The 16,951-nt window shown below is 67.1% G+C and carries 16 protein-coding genes; 8 read left to right on the forward strand and 8 right to left on the reverse strand.

All coding sequences use genetic code 11. From position 1 onward, the window contains the following. Nucleotides 1-247: 247 nt before the first annotated feature. The 3 genes from ASF81_RS13310 to ASF81_RS13320 are packed head-to-tail and all read left to right on the forward strand — an operon-like array spanning nt 248 to nt 3,744. Entirely contained in the window at nt 248-1,024 is a 777-nt protein-coding gene (locus tag ASF81_RS13310) for a phosphatase PAP2 family protein (RefSeq protein WP_055809357.1), read from the forward strand. 37 nt (nt 1,025-1,061) lie between these two features. After that, on the forward strand, nt 1,062-2,399 hold the full coding sequence (locus ASF81_RS13315) for an acetyl-CoA hydrolase/transferase family protein (RefSeq protein ID WP_082503576.1): 1,338 nt from the start codon (nt 1,062-1,064) through the stop codon (nt 2,397-2,399). 43 nt (nt 2,400-2,442) lie between these two features. After that, the gene (locus ASF81_RS13320; protein WP_055809360.1) at nt 2,443-3,744 is read left to right on the forward strand and encodes a sorbosone dehydrogenase family protein; all 1,302 of its coding nucleotides are present in this window, start codon (nt 2,443-2,445) and stop codon (nt 3,742-3,744) included. On the opposite strand, the gene ASF81_RS13325 is transcribed toward ASF81_RS13320, so the two are convergent. Then, on the reverse strand, nt 3,741-4,979 hold the full coding sequence (locus ASF81_RS13325; RefSeq protein ID WP_055809363.1) for an argininosuccinate synthase: 1,239 nt from the start codon (nt 4,977-4,979) through the stop codon (nt 3,741-3,743). The genes ASF81_RS13320 and ASF81_RS13325 overlap by 4 nt on opposite strands. Nucleotides 4,980-5,169: 190 nt before the next feature. Between ASF81_RS13325 and ASF81_RS13330 the strand changes: the two genes are divergently transcribed. Continuing rightward, nucleotides 5,170-8,034: a pitrilysin family protein gene (locus ASF81_RS13330; protein WP_055809366.1), complete on the forward strand. Its 2,865-nt coding sequence runs from the start codon at nt 5,170-5,172 to the stop codon at nt 8,032-8,034. 96 nt (nt 8,035-8,130) lie between these two features. Here the strand turns inward: ASF81_RS13330 and yihA are convergent, their stop codons facing one another. Genes yihA through rpmH form a run of 4 tightly spaced genes read right to left on the reverse strand, consistent with a single transcriptional unit; the run spans nt 8,131 to nt 11,143 of the window. Beyond that, nucleotides 8,131-8,784, reverse strand: a complete 654-nt coding sequence (gene yihA / locus ASF81_RS13335; RefSeq protein WP_055809369.1) for a ribosome biogenesis GTP-binding protein YihA/YsxC — start codon at nt 8,782-8,784, stop codon at nt 8,131-8,133. Further along, the gene (gene yidC / locus ASF81_RS13340; protein ID WP_055754639.1) at nt 8,781-10,577 is read right to left on the reverse strand and encodes a membrane protein insertase YidC; all 1,797 of its coding nucleotides are present in this window, start codon (nt 10,575-10,577) and stop codon (nt 8,781-8,783) included. Before yidC ends, yihA begins: the two co-directional genes overlap by 4 nt. Then, entirely contained in the window at nt 10,574-10,978 is a 405-nt protein-coding gene (rnpA, locus tag ASF81_RS13345) for a ribonuclease P protein component (protein ID WP_055754640.1), read from the reverse strand. The genes yidC and rnpA overlap by 4 nt, the downstream gene beginning before the upstream one ends. 30 nt (nt 10,979-11,008) lie before the next feature. After that, nucleotides 11,009-11,143, reverse strand: coding sequence for a 50S ribosomal protein L34 (rpmH, locus tag ASF81_RS13350; RefSeq protein ID WP_003164000.1), 135 nt, complete (start codon nt 11,141-11,143; stop codon nt 11,009-11,011). A gap of 126 nt (nt 11,144-11,269) precedes the next feature. Here rpmH and ASF81_RS13355 point away from each other — a divergent pair, with 126 nt between their 5' ends. Both ASF81_RS13355 and ASF81_RS13360 read left to right on the forward strand, forming a co-directional pair. Then, nucleotides 11,270-12,019 (forward strand): TVP38/TMEM64 family protein, encoded by a 750-nt coding sequence (locus tag ASF81_RS13355; RefSeq protein ID WP_055809372.1) that lies wholly within the window; start codon nt 11,270-11,272, stop codon nt 12,017-12,019. After that, nucleotides 12,016-13,488: a sensor histidine kinase gene (locus tag ASF81_RS13360; protein WP_055809375.1), complete on the forward strand. Its 1,473-nt coding sequence runs from the start codon at nt 12,016-12,018 to the stop codon at nt 13,486-13,488. The genes ASF81_RS13355 and ASF81_RS13360 overlap by 4 nt, the downstream gene beginning before the upstream one ends. 4 nt (nt 13,489-13,492) lie before the next feature. Here ASF81_RS13360 and ASF81_RS13365 read toward each other — a convergent pair whose 3' ends face one another. After that, complete coding sequence (locus ASF81_RS13365) at nt 13,493-14,584, reverse strand: NAD(P)-dependent alcohol dehydrogenase (RefSeq protein ID WP_055809377.1); 1,092 nt, start codon at nt 14,582-14,584, stop codon at nt 13,493-13,495. A 66-nt stretch (nt 14,585-14,650) separates the two neighbouring features. Further along, nucleotides 14,651-14,914 (reverse strand): hypothetical protein, encoded by a 264-nt coding sequence (locus ASF81_RS13370; RefSeq protein ID WP_055809380.1) that lies wholly within the window; start codon nt 14,912-14,914, stop codon nt 14,651-14,653. Nucleotides 14,915-15,060: 146 nt separating this feature from the next. Here ASF81_RS13370 and ASF81_RS13375 point away from each other — a divergent pair, with 146 nt between their 5' ends. Then, the gene (locus ASF81_RS13375) at nt 15,061-15,561 is read left to right on the forward strand and encodes a hypothetical protein (protein WP_055809822.1); all 501 of its coding nucleotides are present in this window, start codon (nt 15,061-15,063) and stop codon (nt 15,559-15,561) included. A 6-nt stretch (nt 15,562-15,567) separates the two neighbouring features. Here ASF81_RS13375 and ASF81_RS13380 read toward each other — a convergent pair whose 3' ends face one another. Then, complete coding sequence (locus tag ASF81_RS13380) at nt 15,568-16,203, reverse strand: glutathione S-transferase family protein (RefSeq protein WP_055809383.1); 636 nt, start codon at nt 16,201-16,203, stop codon at nt 15,568-15,570. 312 nt (nt 16,204-16,515) lie between these two features. Between ASF81_RS13380 and ASF81_RS13385 the strand changes: the two genes are divergently transcribed. Continuing rightward, complete coding sequence (locus ASF81_RS13385; protein WP_055809387.1) at nt 16,516-16,932, forward strand: ester cyclase; 417 nt, start codon at nt 16,516-16,518, stop codon at nt 16,930-16,932. The last annotated feature ends 19 nt before the right edge of the window (nt 16,933-16,951 follow it).

Raw genomic sequence — 16,951 nt, forward strand, 5'->3', positions numbered from 1 at the left:
AGCCGCCCGCGCCGCGACCACATCATCTTGTGGCCTCTGCGCTCCCCGAGCCCACATATAGGGCGCATATGCCTAATGACCCGTCAACGGGTTGACGCCGACCATTGTGGGCGAATCGGTCGGACAAGTCCCAGCCGTCTGGGGAAAAGCCCGCGTGCAAGCCAGCACGTTCGTTTTGCGCGCCTGCGACAGCGTGATCACGAACGCGTGATCGGAACGACTGCTCAGCTTGGCCGTTGGCTCGCCCATGACGCTTTCTGACTTACGCGCCTTTTTGATACGCGCCCTGACGGTCGCCCGCACGGAAATCGCCGCGCTTCTGGCCCTGCTGGTCGTCGCCGGCGGCGTTCTGACCTTCGCCGGCCTGGCCGATGAGATGACAGAGGGCGAGGGCCAGGCCTTCGATCTTCAAGTTCTGGCGCTGATGCGGCCTTATGCCGACGATCCAGGCCGGCCGTGGGGGCCGTGGTGGCTAAAGGAGGCAGCGGCGGATATCACCTCGCTGGGCGGCATCTCTGTGCTAGGCCTGTTCGCCCTGATCGTGATCGTCTTCCTGCTGAGCCAGCGGAAATGGCTGTCGTCCCTGCTGCTGGTCATTGGCCTGGCCGGCGGCGTCGTGCTCTCGGAGGGCCTGAAGGCGCTGTTCGAACGCGCCCGCCCCCCTGCCGCCGCTCAGGCGGTGGAGACGATCAACGCCAGCTTCCCCTCCGGCCACGCCCTGCTATCCACCGTCTTCTATCTCAGCGTCGCTGTCATGCTGACCCGCGCCTTCCCGCGCGAGCGGTTCAAGGTCTTCGTGCTGGGCGTCGGCATTCTGCTGGCCCTGCTGGTCGGGCTGACGCGCATCTATCTGGGCGCCCACTGGGCCACCGACGTCTTCGCCGGCTGGGCGGTCGGCGCGGCCTGGGCCATGGCCCTGTGGCTGGTCGCCTATGGGGTGGCGCGCTGGCAGAAGCGCCACCGTGCGGCGCTGCAGGACGAAGCCTCCCCGATCGAAGCCGCGCCCGACCCGACCAAAGTCTAGGCCCGCCATCCGCCTCGCGGCAGGCTAGTCTGAAGACATGTCGGAGACGCACGCCATGGATCACGCCGCCCTCTACGCCGAACGCCTGAAGACCCCCGACCAGGCCGCCGCCCTGATCGTCTCGGGCGCCAAGGTCGCCATGGGCCTTGGCGTGTCCCAGCCGCCCGCTCTGCTCAGGGCCCTGGCCGAACGGGCCGAGCGCGGCGAGGTGGAGGATGTGAACCTCTACTATCTGCTCTCGACCGCCATCGCCGGGGAGACGGTGCTGCGCTATGAACGGATGGACCGGATCCGCCCCTGGAGCCTGTTCCACAGCGCCATCGAACGCCGGCTGGAACAGCGCGCACACGAGGAGGGTCGCCCCAACCCCGTGCAGTTCATCCCCACGGGCTTTCAGCAGTCGCCCCGCCTTCTGTGCGACGAGGTCAAGGTGGACACCCTTATTTGCACCGTCTCGCCGATGGATGCGGACGGCTTCTTCTCGTTCGGCACCAACACCGACTACGCCAAGCCGGTGTCGCAGACGGCGAGGACCGTGATCGTCGAGGTCAATCCGCACATGCCGCGCGTGTTCGGCGACTGCACCGTCCATGTGTCCAAGGTCGCCGGCATCGTCGAACATGCCGCGCCCCTGCTGGTCGTGCCGCGCGCCGAACCCCAACCGGCGGACCTGGCCATCGGCCGCATCATCGCCAACCTGGTCGAGGACGGGGCGACGCTTCAGATGGGGATCGGCGCCCTGCCCAACGCCGTCTGCGACGCCCTGATGGACCACCGCGATCTGGGCGTTCATACCGAGATGCTGACGCCCGGCCTGGTCGAGCTGATGCAGGCCGGCGTGGCCAACCATGCCCGCAAGACCCTGCATCCCGGCGTAGGCGTCTTCGCCTTCTCGATGGGCGACCTCAACACCTATGAGTTTCTGGACGGCAATCGCGGCATGGAGGCCCATCCGGTCTCGTATGTGAACGACCCGGCCGTGATCGCGCGCAATGCGAAGATGATCTCGGTCAACGCCACGCTTCAAGTCGATCTGACCGGCGCCTGCTGCTCAGAGTTTCTGAACGGGCGCCAGTTCACGGCCGCCGGAGGCCAGCTGGACTTCGTGCGCGGCACCTATGGATCCGAGGGCGGCAAGTCGATCATCGCCTGTCATTCCACGGCGGCCAAGGGCACGGCCTCTCGCATCGTCGCGCGTCTGGACGGGCCGGTCACCACGCCGCGCAACGACACCCACATCGTCGCCACCGAACACGGCTGGACCAATCTGAAGGGCAAGTCGTCCAGCGAACGCGCCCGCGCCCTGATCGCCTTGGCCGCGCCTGAGTTTCGCGACGGCCTGACAACAGCGGCGCGCGAGCAGGGTCTGATCTGACACCGCACTTGATCTCGGGCCGTCTGTCGGGACTTCTGGCGTCATGAAGACCGTCCGCCTGCTGGCCCTGCTGTCCCTGCTCGTCGCCGCGCCTGTCAGCGCGAGGGCCGCACAGGGCGCCTATGCCACCGATGGCGACTGTGACGGCCGTCCTATGACCACCGTGCGCATGGCGCCCGGCTACTGCCTCGGGCTGGTCTGGCAGGGCGCGAGGGCCGAGGAACCGCGAATGCCGCGCGGCCTGCTGGCGCTATCGAACGGCGACTGGTTGGTGACGGATCTGGGCAACTGGTATCCGGGCAATGGCGCGATCTGGCGGCTGTCGTTCGGCTCCGACGGTGCGCCGCGCTGGAGACGACTGGCCCAGGGGCTGAACATGCCGCACACGGCGGCGCGCGGGCCGGACGGGCGCATCTATGTGTCCGAGATGAACCGCATCCTGACGATGGACCCCGACGCGGCCGATCCGGCGGCGACGGTGCGCACCGTGATCGGCGACCTGCCGGACAACCGGCTGCACGCCAATCGCCACCCGCTGTCCAGCTTCGTCTTCGACGCAAACGGCGACCTACTGGTCAATGTCGGCGCGCCCAGCGACCGCTGCGTGGATGCGCGGGGCAGAGCGCGCGCCAATGCGGCGGGGGTCTGCATCGACAGCGCGGCGACAGCCCAGGTGCGGCGTCACGCCTATCTGGGAAACGGCCGCTGGGCCGAGGACAGCACCGTCTTCGCCTCGGGCCTGCGCAACTCCATCGCCCTCGTGCGGCACCCGTCGGGCACGATCCTGCAAGGCGAGAACTCGGTCGACCTGACCACGCCCGACCATCCCTATGACGAGATCAATGTCCTGCGTCAGGGCGGCCATTACGGCTGGCCCTATTGCGTCGATCTGGCGACGCCCCTGCCGGGCTGGAGCGCGGGCCAGGCGCGATGCAGCCAGCGCGACCGCCCGGTCGCCCTGCTGCCGCCCCATGCCGCGCCGCTGGACCTGATCTATTACGACGGGGCGATGTTCCCCGAACTGCGCGGCCGGCTGCTGATGAGCTGGCACGGCTATCGTCGCGCGGGCGGCCGGATCGTGGCGGCCGAGGCGGATGGCGAGGGCCGCCCCCTGACCGACATCGGCGGTCGCTACGCCATCTATCCGCGCGGCGCCCTGACCTATCCGGCCGGCGCGCCCAGCATACGCGGCAAGGTGCTGACGCCGGGCTGGGACACGGTCGCAGGCCGTCAGCCGCGCGGCGCGCCGGTCGTGCTGGCCGTCGCCGCCGACGGATCGATCTGGGTCACGGACGACCGAAACCGGGCGATCCTCAGGATCGCCCGGTCGGATAGGACGCCCTAGCTCTTGCGCGCATCGCGCTTGGCCAGGACGCGCAGGCGCAGGGCGTTCAGCTTGATGAAGCCGGCCGCGTCCTTGTGGTCATAGGCTTGGACGCCTTCTTCGAAGGTCACCAGGTCCTGATCGTACAGGCTGTTGGGGCTTTCGCGGCCGATGACCGAGACATTGCCCTTGTACAGCTTGATCTTGACCGTGCCGGAGACGTTTTCCTGGCTCTTGTCGATAGCGGCCTGCAGCATCTCGCGCTCGGGCGAAAACCAGAAGCCGTTGTAGATCAGCTCGGCGTATTTCGGCATCAGCTGGTCCTTCAGGTGCATGGAGCCGCCGTCCAGGGTGATGCTTTCGATGCCGCGGTGCGCCGCAATCAGGATGGTCCCGCCGGGGGTCTCATAGACGCCGCGCGACTTCATGCCGACGAAGCGGTTCTCGACCAGGTCCAGACGGCCGATGCCGTTGTCGTGACCATACTGGTTCAGGGCGGTCAGGATCGTGGCGGGCGACATGGCCTCGCCGTTGATCGAGACGGCGTCGCCCTTTTCGAAGCCGATCTCGATGACCGTCGCCACGTCCGGCGCGTCCTCAGGGCTGATGGTGCGCTGGTGGACGAACTCGGGCGCCTCGAGCGCCGGGTCTTCCAGCACCTTGCCCTCGGACGAGGAGTGCAGAAGGTTGGCGTCGACGCTGAAGGGCGCCTCGCCGCGCTTGTCCTTGGCGATGGGGATCTGGTTCTTCTCGGCGAAGTCCAGCAGGGCCTCGCGGCTGCGGAACTCCCACTCGCGCCACGGGGCGATGACGCGGATGTCGGGCTCAAGCGCATAGTAGCCCAGTTCGAACCGGACCTGATCGTTGCCCTTGCCGGTCGCGCCGTGACAGACGGCGTCGGCGCCGACCTGACGCGCGATCTCGATCTGGCGCTTGGAGATCAGCGGGCGGGCGATGGAGGTGCCCAGCAGATAGTCGCCTTCATACTGCGCATTGGCGCGGAACATCGGGAAGACGAAGTCGCGCACGAACTCTTCGCGCAGGTCGTCGATGAAGATGTTTTCGGGCTTGATGCCCAGCTTCAGCGCCTTCTCGCGCGCCGGGCCCAACTCTTCGCCCTGGCCCAGGTCGGCGGTGAAGGTTACGACCTCGGCGTTGTATTCGGTCTGGAGCCACTTCAGGATGATCGAGGTGTCCAGCCCGCCCGAATAGGCGAGGACGACTTTCTTGACGGGCTTGTCGGCGGGGGCGGACATGGCGGCTCTTTCAGCAAGGGGCGGTCAGTCGGGGAGTTGACGCGCGCATAAGACCGGGGGTGCGGCGATGCAACCTTTTCCGGGTCGCGCGGGCGAGAACATGAACCTTTCGTCATGTTCCATTTGGTCGCGTTGCCAGGCGGCAGACCGGCGTTATGGTCCCCTCCAACTGCAATCCCGAGGATATCGCATGCGCCGCACTGGCTCTCTCGTCGCCGCCGCCGCCCTTCTGGCGGTTTCAACGCCCGTCTGGGCCTCCGTGGCCTCTGCACCCGCCGCCCAGGCCGCTGGTCAGGCTGCCGCTCCCGCCGTCCAGGCCGCGCCGGTCTCGCAGCTGATCAACGAAGTCGACATCCCCTACACCAAGTTCACCCTCGACAACGGCCTGACCGTCCTGGTCCATGAGGACCACAAGGCCCCCGTCGTCGCCGTCTCGGTCTGGTACAATGTCGGCTCCAAGGACGAGCCGGCCGGCAAGACCGGCTTCGCCCACCTGTTCGAACACCTGATGTTCGGCGGCTCGGAAAATGCGCCCGGCAGCTATTTCACGCCGATGCGCAACATGGGCGCGACCGACATGAACGGGACTACCTATTTCGACCGCACCAACTATTTCGAGACGGTCCCGACCCCGGCGCTGGAACAGGCCCTGTTCATGGAAAGCGACCGCATGGGCTACATGCTGGGCGCCATCAGCCAGGAGACGCTCGATCTGCAACGCGGCGTCGTCCAGAACGAAAAGCGTCAGGGCGACAACCAGCCCTATGGCCTGAACCAGTACAAGCAGCTGGAGGCCTTGTTCCCCGAAGGCCACCCCTATCGCCACTCGACCATCGGTTCGATGGCCGACCTGGACGCCGCTTCGATGCAGACGGTGCGCGACTGGTTCACCTCCAACTATGGCCCCAACAACGCCGTTTTGGTGCTGGCCGGCGACATTACCCCCGCCAAGGCGCGTGAACTGACCGACAAATACTTCGGCCCGATCGCAAAGGGGCCGGTGAACAATCCCGCCCAGGCCCCGGTCCCGACCCTGTCCGCCCCGCTCAGCGAAACCACCCATGACCGCGTCTCGAACGCCCAGGTCGAGGTCAGCTGGGCTGTGCCCGGCATGCTGGACCCGGATTCGGTGCCGCTCAGCGTCGCGGCATCGGTCCTAGGCGGCCTGGCCTCCTCGCGCCTGGACAATGAGCTGGTGCGCGGCGAACAGACCGCCGTCTCGGCCAGCGCCGGCAACAGCGCCTTCCACCGCGTCGGCATCTTCGAGATGAGCGCCACGATCAAGCCGGGCGAAGACCCCGCCGCCGTCGAGGCGCGGATGCGTGAAATCCTGAACGGCCTGATCGCGAACGGCCCCACGCAGGACGAGATCAACCGCGTCGTCACCCAATACGCCTCGCGTCGCATCCAGGGCCTGGAACAGGTCGGCGGCTTCGGCGGCAAGGCCACGGCGCTCGCCGAGGGCCAGCTCTATGCCGGCGATCCGGAGTTCTACAAGAAGCAGCTGGCCGCCTACGCCGCCGTCACGCCGGCCCAGGTCAAGGCGGCGATGCAGAAGTGGCTGACCCGTCCGGCCTACACGCTGACCACCCTGCCCGGCCAGCGCGAAGCCTATCAGGAGGCGGCCGCCGCGCCGTCCGGTGCCAACCGCACCCCGGCGCCGGAAATCGAACGCAAGCCGCGCATGCCCAAGCCCGAGATCGGTCAGGTCGCCAACGTCGACTTTCCGGCCGTCGAGCGCACGCGCCTGTCGAACGGCATGGAGGTGATCTACGCCCAGCGCGACGCCACCCCGACGACGAAGATCGCGCTCGACTTCGACGCCGGCCTGGCCGCCGACGACCGGTCCAAACTGGGTCTGCAGACCCTGATGCTGGACCTGATGGACGAGGGCACCCGCACCCTGAACGCCACGCAGCTGGCCGAGGCGCAGGAAGCCCTGGGCGCAACCATCACCACCGGCGCGACGATGGACAGCTCGGTCGTGCAGCTGTCGGCGGTGACGCCGAACCTGAAGCCTTCGGTGGATCTGATGGCCGAGGTGGTGCGCAATCCCGCCTTCGCCCCGGCCGAGCTGGAGCGCCTTCGCGCCACCCGCCTGTCGCGCATCGCCGCCGAGCGCACCCAGCCGGCCGCCCTGGCCAGCCGCGCCCTGCCGGAACTGATGTACGGGCCGAATAGCCCCTATGGCCGTCCGTTCAGCGGCAACGGCGACGAGGCCAGCGTCAAGGCGATCACCGACGCCGACATCCGCGCCGACTACGCCAAGTGGATCCGTCCGGACAACGCCAAGCTGTTCGTCGTCTCCGACCGCCCCCTGGCCGAGCTGACGCCGATCCTGGACAGCGCCTTCGGTCAATGGGTCCCGCCCGCATCGGCCAAGGCCGTCAAGGACTTCTCGGCCCCCATCCCGGCCGCGACGCCCAAGATCGTGCTGATCGACCGTCCGCAATCGCCCCAGTCCTACATCATGGGCGGCGAGGTCCTGGGCCTGTCGGGCACCGACGACCTGTTGGTGCTGAACGCGGCGAACAATGTGCTCGGCAACGACTTCCTTTCGCGCATCAACTCGGATCTGCGTGAGACCAAGAGCTGGTCCTACGGCGTCAATGCCTCGGTCAATCCGTTCGCCGGACGCGTGCCCTATCTGGTCACCGCCCCGGTCCAGGCCGACAAGACCGGCCCGGCTATCGAAGCCCTGAACCAGCAGTTCAATGACTTCCTGTCGGGCGGCAAGGGCGTGACGCCCGAGGAGCTTCAACGCACGATCAACGGCAACACCCGCCGTCTGGCCGGCAGCTACGAGACCTCGGCCGCCGTCCTGGGCGCGATGCGCTCCAACGCCCTGCTGGGCCGTCCGGACGACTATCCGGAAACCATCGCGGCGCGCACCAACGCCCTGACGGCAGCCCAGCTGGACGCCGCCGCCAAGGCCGCCATCGACCCGTCCAGGTTCGTCTGGGTCGTGGTCGGCGACGCCTCGGTGGTCAAGCCGCAACTGGACGCCCTGGGCATCCCTGTCGAGGTCCGCGCGGCGGCCCCCGCCGCCCAGTAGGGCGACGACAAGCCGAAACGACGAAGGCCCGGAGAGCGATCTCCGGGCCTTTTCTTTTTGCCGTCGTGCTCGGGCCTGACCCGATGATGAGGGCCTCTAGTCCAGCGTGGCGCCGGTCGTGCGCATGATCTCGGCGCGCAATTCGGGCAGACCGAGACCCTTTTCGGACGAGGTCAGGGCCACCACCGGGAAGGCGGCGGGGCGTTTGGAGATGGCCTTCAGGGTCGCGGCCTGCACGGCCTCGCCCTCGCCCTTCTTCAGCTTGTCGGCCTTGGTCAGGACGATCTGATAGCTGACGGCCGCCAGATCGAGCGCATCCAGCGCCTCCGTATCCACCGACTTCAGCCCATGGCGGCTGTCGATCAGCAGATAGACCCGCTTCAGCGTCACCCGGCCGCGCAGATAGTCGCGGCCCAGATCCTGGAACTTCTTGACCGTGGTCTTGGACGCCTTGGCCCAGCCATAGCCGGGCAGATCGACCAGACGCATCCGGCCATCCAGGTCGAAGAAGTTGACCTCGCGCGTGCGGCCCGGCTCGTTCGAGGCGCGGGCCAGCTTGTGCATGCCCACCAGCCCGTTGATCAGGCTGGACTTGCCCACGTTCGAGCGGCCCGCGAAGGCGATCTCAGGCAGATCCGGGTCGGGCAACTGCTCGATCTTGGCCGCGCCCATGACGAAGGTCGCAGGCCGCGCGAACAGGACGCGCGCCGCCTCGATGTCCTCGGGCGTGAACTCGGTCTCGTCGATCACGCCGGTGACTTCTTGAACCGGGCGAAGAAGGTGTCGATCGGGTTCTCGGCCTTGTAGCGGTGCATGATCACATACTGCTGCAGGATGGTCAGGATGTTGGACCAGGCCCAGTAGATCAGCAGGCCCGCCGCGAACGGCGCCATGATGAAGGTGAACAGCAGCGGCATGAACTGGAAGATCTGGCGCTGGACCGGATCGGCCGCCGGCGGGTTCATCGCCGTCTGCAGCCACATCGTCAGGCCATAGGCGATCGCCAGCAGACCCAGGTGCAGCGGGCCGGCCAACAGGCCGCCGATCAGCGGCGCCATCGCCGGATCCCACGGGATCAGGCCGAACAGGTTCCAGATCGACGACGGGTCGCGCGCCGACAGGTCATGGATGAAGCCCAGGAACGGCTGGTGACGCATTTCGATGGTTACGGTCAGCACCTTGTACAGGGCGTAGAAGACCGGAATCTGAAGCACCAGCGGAAGGCATCCGGCGACCGGATTGATCTTCTCGCGCTGATACAGGGCCATCGTCTCCTGCTGCTGCTTCTGCGGGTCATCTTTGAACTTTTTCTTGATCTCCTCCATCTTGGGCTGGAGGTTCCGCATCTTGGACATCGAGGCGTAGGCGTTGTTGGCCAGCGGGAACATGACCAGCTTGACGATGACGGTCAGCGCCAGAATGGCGACGCCGAAGCTGCCGACCAGGCCATAGACGTTCTCCAGGATCCAGAAGATCGGACGCGTCAGGAACCAGAACATCCCCCAGTCGATCGCATAGACGAAGCGGGGCAGGTTCAGGCTCTGCTCATAGGATTTCAGCACCTCGGCGCGCTTGACCCCGGCGAACAGGCGTTGGGTCTCGGTCGCGGTGGCGCCGGGCTGGATGGTGCGGGTCGTGCCCAGGACATTGGCTTCCAGCTGCTGGGCGCCGTTCAGGTCGCGGACGCGGAATTCGGTTTCGACCGCCTCGTTCTGCTGAGGCAGCAGGGCCGCCAGCCAGTATTTGTCGGTGATGCCCAGCCAGCCGCCGGTCGAGGCGTTCTCGATCCGCGGCTCCTTCAGCCAGTCCTTGTATTTCTTCTGCTCGGTCCGGTAGTCGCCCGGCTTGCCGAAGGTGCCGATCGCGCCCTCGTGGACGATGTGCGACGAGCCGGCTGCGGGCGGCACGCCCTGGCGCTGGACGCTGCCGTAGGGTGCGATGGTGATCGCCTGCGTGCCCAGGTTCTGGACCGTGTCCTGCACCGAGAAGACGTATTTGTCGTCAACCGAGATCACGCGGGTGAAGCGCAGGCCCTGGCCGTTGTCCCAGGTCAGGGTGACCGGCGTCGTCGGCGTCAGGGTCGAACCATTGGTCAGGCGCCAGACGGTATTGGGTCCGGGCACGCCGCCGGCGACATTGGGGCCGGTCCAGCCGAACTGGGCGAAATAGGCGTTCTGCATGCCCTGCGGCCGGAACAGCTCCACCGGCTGGGGCTTGTCCTGAACCTCGCGGTAGTCGGTAAGGAACAGGTCATCGATCCGGCCGCCCTGAAGCGACAGCGACCCCTTCAGGGTGCCGGACTGAATCGGCACCCGCGCGGCGGTGCTCAGCGCCTGGCTGCGGTCGGTGACGAAGGTCGGGCCCTGCGGGCTCAGCGCCGTGCGCGCGGCGTTATCGGCGGTCTGCGACTGCTCGGCCTGGGCCTGCTGTTGCACGGCGCGACGCTCGGCCTGCGGACGCAGCACGGCGAAATAGTAGATCCCCATGATCAGGACCGAGCACACGATGAAGATGATCGTGTTGCGCGTGTTTTCGTTTTTCATGGATTCTGGCGGTCCTGGCCGGAGGGGGCGCGGGCGTGCGAAGGCCTGTTGGCCTTGGGTGTCGCCAGCCTTGTAAGCGTCGATTTCACGTCGTCAAGCAGACGGTCCCACGCACGCTCGGTCGTGCCCATGCGGGCGATGAAGACATAGTCGCTTCCGGGCACGCCGTGCTGGGCCAGCATGGCCCGTGCGGCCTCGCGCAGACGGCGTTTGGCGCGGTTGCGCTGAACCGCCCCGCCGATCTTCTTGGTGGCGGTGAAACCCAGGCCGATGTGCGGCGAACCGTCGCCGCGCTCCAGCCGCTGGATCACTACGGCGCCGCGCGCCTCGGAAACGCCTTTGGCGGCCGCCAGGAACTGGGGCCGCCGCAACAGACGCTTGATCTGTAAAAGGTCGCTCATGCGTCCAAAAGGTCCGGACGCGTAAGCCGCTTACGCCGTCAGGCGCTTGCGGCCCTTGGCGCGACGGCGCGCAACAATCTTCTGGCCGTTCTTGGTGGCCATCCGGCTGCGGAAGCCGTGACGGCGCTTGCGCACGAGTCGCGACGGCTGATAGGTCCGCTTCACGGTCGGCTCCTGACGTTAAAAGGTTGGGCGACGGGGCAAGAGGCGTCCGCCGCAGGAAGGGCGGGCGTATAAGTCGCATGTCCGCGTGAGTCAACGCTCGGACGGCATTTCGGGACGATGAAACGGATGGCGAAACGAACGGCGAAGGAATGGGCCCTGCGGCTGGCGCCGCTGGCGGCCATCGCCGGCCTGGTGATCGCCTTCTTCGCCCTGGGCTGGAACCGCTATCTGTCGATGGATCTGATCCGTGAGCACGGACTGAACCTTCAGGCCTATGCGCAACAGAACTGGTGGATCGCGCTGGTCGCCTTCATCGCCGTCTACGCCGTGGCGACCGCCTCGACCATTCCCGGGCCCGTTTTCCTGACCCTGCTGGGCGGGATGATGTTCGGCCCCTATGTGGGGGCCCTGGCGCAGTCGACGGGGGCCACCATCGGTTCGGTCGTCATCTATTATGTCTATCGCACCTCGATCGGTTCGTGGCTGCGCGCCAAGTTCGAGGCCGACGCCGGCTTCATGGATCGGCTGGCCAAAGGCATCGACCGCAACGCGTTCACCACCCTGTTCACCCTGCGCGTGATCCCCAGCGTGCCCTTCGTCTTGGTCAACGCGACGGCGGGGATGATGGCGGTGCCGCTGAGGCCCTACATCATCGCCACCTTCATCGGCCTGCTGCCATCCACCTTCATCTATACCTGGATCGGATCGCAGTTGGGCGACCTGCTGCGCGCCGGCGTGCGGCCGGACCTGCCGATGCTGCTGCAACAGTTCTTCTGGCCTTTGATGGGCGTGGTCTTCCTTTCCCTGCTGCTGCCCATCGGCATCAAGCTGTTCCAAATTATCCGTGCACGGCAGATCGGGGCGACGGCGGCATGAGCGCCCTGTTCGACCGGATCGCAGCGCGGCTGAACCTGACGCCGGACCAGGCCAGTCTCTGGCGCGAGCGTCTGACGCCGCGCGCGCCCGACGGTCTGTCGGCGCGGCTGCTGCTGCTGACCGTCGCCTTCACCCTGGCGGTCGAGGCTTTGATCCTGGGCCCGAACCTAGCGGCCTTCCATGAGCGCTGGCTGCGCGACCGGCTCCAGGCCGCCGAACTGGCCTCGGTCGGGGTCGAGGCCCTGCCCTATAGCGCGGTCGAGGACGACACGGCCGCCGAGCTGATGCGGATCGGCGGGGTTCAGGCGGTGGCCCTGACGGAGCAAGGCGTGCGCCGCCTGCTGCTTCAGGCCCCCAACCTGCCCCGCGCGCCCGAACTGATCGATCTGAGGCGTCAGGACAGCTGGTCGCGCCTGACCGACCCGTGGCGCACCCTGTTCGGCCATCCGGACCGCTCGCTGCGGGTTCAGGCCAAGCCGCGCTATCGGTCCGGCGACTTCATCGAGATCGTCACCCCCGCCCAGCCGTTGAAGCTGGAACTGCGTGCCTTCCTGCTGAACAGCCTGCTGGTGTCCCTGCTGGTGTCGGTGACGGCGGGCGCGCTGCTGTATGGCGGTCTGGCCCTACTGGTGCTGCGGCCGCTTCGTCGCGTCACCCGCTCGATGGAGCGGTTCGCCGCCGATCCCGAGAGCGAGGCCGAGGCGCCGTCCGATCGCCACGACGAGATCGGCCGCGTCGAGCGCGAACTCAGCCGGATGCAGGAGGAGGTGCGCCATTCCCTGCGCTCTCGCGCCCGTCTGGTTGCGCTGGGCGAGGCGGTGGCCAAGATCAACCACGACCTGCGCAACATGCTGACCTCGGCCCAGATGGCGTCCGAGCGGCTGGCGACCTCCGCCGACCCCCAGGTGGCCAAGGCCCTGCCCCGGCTGGAGCGCGCGCTCAGCCGCGCCGCCGGCCTGTCGCGCAATGTGCTGGAGTACGGAAAGAGCGAGGAGCCCGCCCCCCAGAAGACCCGCGTCGTCCTGACCAAGGCCCTGACCCTGGCGGCCGAGGACGCAGGACTGGACCCCGACGGCGTGCGCCTGGTCAAACAGCTGCCGCCTCGGTTCGCCGTCGAGGCCGACCCGGATCAGCTGTATCGCATCCTGGTCAATCTGATGCGCAACGCCCGCCAGGCCATCGAGGCCGATCCCACGCGTCCGCCCGAGCGGCGCGGCAAGGGCGCCATCACCGTCAGCGCCTTTGGTCAGGACGGCTTCTGCGTCGTGCGCATCGCCGACGACGGCCCCGGCATTCCGCCGCGTCTTGCCGAACGCCTGTTCGAACCCTTTGTCAGCTCAAAAAGCTCGGACGGCTCGGGCCTGGGCCTGACCATCTCGCGCGAACTGGCCGCCCTTCACGGCGGCGACCTGCGGCTGGTCGAGACCGACGGAACAGGCGCAGCCTTCGAACTGCGCCTGCCCGGATAGGCGATCAGGCCGCCTTCAGGGTCGCCATGTCGATGACGTAGCGGTAGCGCGCCTCGCCGTTCTCGATCTTCACATAGGCGTCGTTGATCTCGGCGATGTCGATCATGTCGACCTCGGGGGCCACGCCGTTGGCGGCGCAGAAGTCCAGCACGTCCTGGGTTTCCTGAAGATTGCCGATCAAGGAGCCGCCGACCGTCTGGCGTTTGAAGGCCATTTTCGAGTTGTCGACCCCATCCACAACATCGAGATTGCCAACAACGATGAAGGCCGCATCGCGCTTCATCAGGTCCAGCAGGGCGCCGATCTCGTGCTTCTCGGGCACGGTGGACAGGATGAAGTCGAACGTCCCCGCCAGGGGCGCCAAGGCCGTCTTGTCCGTCTCGATATGGGCCGCGTCGGCGCCCAGCCGCTTGGCGTCCTCGATCTTCTCCGGCGTCGAAGTCAGGACGGTCACTTCCGCCCCCAGAGCCTTGGCCAGCTTGGCCGCCATATGGCCCAGACCGCCAAAGCCCAGGACGGCGACCTTGTCCCCCGCCTTGACGCCCCAGTGTTTCAGCGGCGACCACGTGGTCACGCCGGCGCACAGGATGGGCGCGGCCGCCTTGAGGTCCAGGCCTTCGGGGATGCGCAACACGAAGTCCTCGGGCACGACCACCACATCGGAATAGCCGCCGTAGGTATTGTCCCGGCCGTACATGTTGGCGCCGTCTTCGGTCTCGGTCGCTGGCGTCATGGGGCCGTTATAGGTCGCCAACCAGCTGTTCGGACCCTCGCAATAGTTCTGATCGCCGGCGCTGCAGGCCTCGCATTGGCGGCAGCTGTCGATCATGCAGCCGACGCCGACCAGATCGCCTTCCTTGAAGCGCGAGGTCTCGGCGCCCGCCTGTTTGACCCGCCCGACGATCTCGTGGCCCGGCACGCACGGATAGACCGTGTTGGCCCATTCGTTTTTGACCTGGTGGATGTCGGAGTGGCAGACGCCGGCGTAAAGAACCTCGATCACCAGCTCGTTGGGCTTGGGATCGTCGCGCTCGAACGTCATGGGCTCGAGCTTGGACCGGGCGGTCTTTGCGCCATAACCGATTGATTGGAACATGAAAGTCTCCGGGAGCAAGGGGATGTTGCCGCAATCCCCAGCGCTCGAAGACGTTCCAGCGTCGCCCTATTCCAGACCGTCGTCGGACACGACGAAGGGCCGGTTCTCCGCCTTGGCCTGGGCCGCCAGCTCCTCCTGGACCAGATGCCAGCGCCGCAGCCGCTCATAGTCGATGGCGTGTTCGGGCGAGGCGTCCAGCCAGTGACGGAAGTCCTCGACCTGAAGCCTGGCGTCTGCGGCGGTCATATCGGGCAGGGCCGGCACGTTCGGCAACTGGCGCGCGACATCCGCAGGAATGGGGAAGTCGCCGGACGCGGTGCTCAGGATCATCGATCTTCTCGGCTAGGCTGCGGTCGGGAGAGATCGACCATGACGCGAAGCCGAGCCTTTCGCCACCTTTTCATCGCTGCGGCGTTGTGCAGCAGGATCACAATGGCCAAGCTGCGGGCAACGCCTCGGCCTCGGGAGAGACAGTCATGATCATTCGCACCGCCGTCGCCGCCGCCCTGCTGGCCGCCGCCCTGACCGCGCCCGTCGCCGCCCAGACGACGACGGCGCCGGCGACCGCCGACCCCTATCGCGATCAGCGCGCCCTGCCCGACCCAGCCGATCCCGCCAGCCGCGACGCCCTGCTGAAGGCGCGGGGCGAGGCTTATCACCGGGCCAGCGACGCGCAGCAGACCGAAGAGGAACTGCGCACCACCCGCGCTCTGAACGACGAGATCGCCGCCCAGAACGCCCTGGCCGACAAGACCGACGCCGCCAACCGGCTGGACTACGACGCCGCCCTGGCCCGTCACCAGATCGAGGTCAGCCAGGCCGAGGAACAGGCCCGCGCCGCCGCCGAGACGGCGCGTTTGGCCCAAGAAAAATATGATCGAGACTACGCCGCCTGGCAGGAACAGGTGCGACTGTGCCGCACGGGCTTCCGCCCCGCCTGCACCGCCCGGCCGGCGTGGGTCGAACCGGCTCAGTAAACGCCGTCAGTCCGCCTTGGCCTTCGCTTCGGCGATCAGGGCGTCATCGATTTCGCGGGCGCGCACAGCGGCCGGGCGGGTGGTGATCCGCTCGGCATAGGCCTTGAACGCCGGCCGTTCGGGCAGGCTCTTGAACATCAGTCCCCAGGCGATCTGGCTGCCGACATAGACATCGGCGGCGCTGAACCGTTCGCCGAGGATCCACGGGCTGCGATCCAACGCGTGTTCCAGCCCGTCGATCACCTGATCGAACGAGCCGTAGCCGACCATGGCCGACTTCTCGGGCGGCGGCAGTTGACCCAGCGACTTGGCCGTCACCGCCGCCTCGACCGGTCCGGCCGCGAAGAACATCCAGCGGTAATAAAGGCCGCGCAGCGGATCGTCCGTCGCCGGCGCCAGGCCGGCTTCAGGAAAGGCGTCGGCCAGATAGGCGCAGATGGCGGCGCATTCGGTCACGACGACGCCGTGATGTGCGATGGCCGGCACCTTGCCCATCGGATTGATCGCCAGATAGTCCGGCGACTTCATCGCCGGATAATCGACCACGACGGTGCGATAGGGCTGGCCTGCCTCCTCCAGCATCCAGCGAACGATGCGTCCGCGCGACATGGGGTTGGTGTAGAAGACGATCTCTTCGCTCATGGCGTGCTCTCCCTTTCGAGAGAGCCTACGCCCGAAATGGGAGATGGGTCAGCCCGCGGCCAGGCTCATGTCGCGCCGCGCCATCATGCGATCGAACGCGCCCCAGACGCCCTCGACACCGCGCCAGCCCGGAGCAATATGATCGCGACTACGCCCCTTGGCAGGAACAGGCGCGGCTATGCCGGTCGGGCCTCCGCAAGGCCTCATCGCGCGACCGGCCTGGATCCGGCCAGCGCAATAAACCGTGCCGGCTGAAACCATAGAGGGATCGGGCGGTTGTCTCTATCGAACCCCAAGCGAAAGAGACCCTCCATGGCCGATGCCACCGCCAATATCGCCGCAACCAAACGCTTCGGCGAGATCGTCAACACGGGCGCTCTGGACGCCTTTCCCGAGGTCGTGGCGGAGGCTTGCGTCGACAACGATCCCGCACCGGGTCAGGGACCGGGGCCCGAAGGCTTCAAGGCCTTCTTCACCGAGATGCGGACCGCCTTCCCCGACCTGAAGGTCGAACCTCAGACCATGCTCAGCGAAGGCGATCAGGTGGCCTTCGCCTACACCCTGACCGGCACGCACAAGGGCGACTTCCAGGGCGTAGCCGCTACGGGCAAGTCCATCGAGGTTCGCGGGATGCAGATCGGCCGGTTCGAGGAGGGCAAGATGGTCGAACGTTGGGGCAGCTCCGACGAGCTGGGCATCCTCAAACAGATCGGCGCGGCCCCCGTCTGAGGCCGCGCCCCTGGTCGCG

The sequence above is a fragment of the Brevundimonas sp. Leaf168 genome (genome assembly GCF_001423685.1).
Lineage (GTDB): Bacteria > Pseudomonadota > Alphaproteobacteria > Caulobacterales > Caulobacteraceae > Brevundimonas > Brevundimonas vesicularis_C.